The following is a 1,513-nucleotide window of genomic DNA, read 5'->3' on the forward strand; positions in this document are numbered from 1 at the left end:
GAATGGCACTTACTTAACGGCTAACTAGCTGATACGCCTACAAAAAATGAAAAAAGGCTGGCCTTGGTCTACGGTGATAGTTGCGAACACACACCGATCAAGCAAGGACACAGCCCGAGTGAATCGTAGACGCCAAATCGTCCGACATCAACAGCACCGTATGCGCCAGCACGCCACGAACAGCAATGCCCATGCTTTCTTCAAGCTGCTCACCGATCCAGAGCTATTGCGGGGTATCGAGTCGTCGATACCCAAGCATCGTCAGCGGCTATTCCCGCCAACCGAAACACTGTCCATGTTTTTGTCCCAGGCGATGAGCGCCGATCGCTCCTGCCAGAATGCCGTGAATGATTTGTCTATCAAACGCTCCTGTGAAGGGTTGAAACCCAACAGCGTTCATACCGGTGCTTACTGCAAGGCCAGAGCGCGGTTGCCGGTTGAGATGGTTTCAACCTTGTTGCGCTCCACGGGGTCATCGATGAGCAACCGGGCTCCGTCAGCATGGCGTTGGATGGGGCGACCTGTGCGTCTCGTCGATGGCACTACGGTCACCCTGCCGGATACGCCGGCGAACCAAGAGGCCTACCCCCAATCTCGTGGGCAAAAGGCCGGACTGGGCTTTCCCATCTGCCGGTTGGTGGGGATCGTTTGCCTCGCCAGCGGTGCTGTTTTGGATGCTTCGTTGGGACGTTTTCGTGGTAAAGGAGGTGATGAGCAGACGCTGCTCAGGACCATGCTCGACACCTTGGAACGAGGTGACATCGTGCTGGGCGATGCCTACTACGCAACCTATTTTTTGTTGTGTGAATTGCAACATCGAGGCGTGGACGGAGTGTTCGAACAATACGGCGCTCGACGGCGTAGCACGGACTTTCAGCTTGGAAAGTCCTTAGGGTCGGAAGATCATTTGGTTGAGTTGAAAAAGCCCAAGGCAAAGCCGTCCTGGATGAGTCAGGCCTATTACGACGAGGCCCCTGGAACGCTGACAGTACGCGAGTTGAAGGCCGGTGGGAAAATCCTGGTCACCACTTTGAATTGTCCACAGCAGGTGCCAAAAGCGGCCCTCAAATCACTGTTCAGGGACCGATGGCATGTAGAGTTGGATCTGCGCAACCTCAAGACTACCTTGGGGCTTGAGGTACTGAGCTGCAAGACACCGGGCATGGCCGTCAAAGAGTTGTGGATCTACTTGCTGGCCCATAACCTGATACGGATGCTCATGGCGCAATCAGCACTGCTGGCCGACTGTCTGCCTCGCGAACTGAGCTTCAAACATAGCCTTCAGCTGTGCCTTGCGTCGAGGCAGTACGGGGCTCAAGAGCAAGAGGATCGGCTGCTGAATCTGCTTCAGCTGATTGCCCAGAAACGGGTCGGTCAACGGCCTGGCAGGATTGAGCCGCGCGCTATAAAACGAAGGCCCAAGCCTTACCCCATGTTGATGAAAACACGTCGATCAGCAAGGGCCGAGGTCAGGAAGAATGGACACCCGAAGAAGGTTAAGTAAGTGCCATTC

At 55.3% G+C, this 1,513-nt stretch carries 1 protein-coding gene; it reads left to right on the forward strand.

Going from position 1 to position 1,513, the window contains the following annotated elements:
* The first annotated feature begins 118 nt into the window (after positions 1 to 118).
* Positions 119 to 1,504, forward strand: a complete 1,386-nt coding sequence (locus MA884_RS27735; RefSeq protein WP_256233477.1) for an IS4 family transposase — start codon at positions 119 to 121, stop codon at positions 1,502 to 1,504.
* Positions 1,505 to 1,513 lie beyond the last annotated feature (9 nt).

Source organism: Pseudomonas sp. Q11 (genome assembly GCF_024494355.1).
GTDB lineage: Bacteria > Pseudomonadota > Gammaproteobacteria > Pseudomonadales > Pseudomonadaceae > Aquipseudomonas > Aquipseudomonas hefeiensis.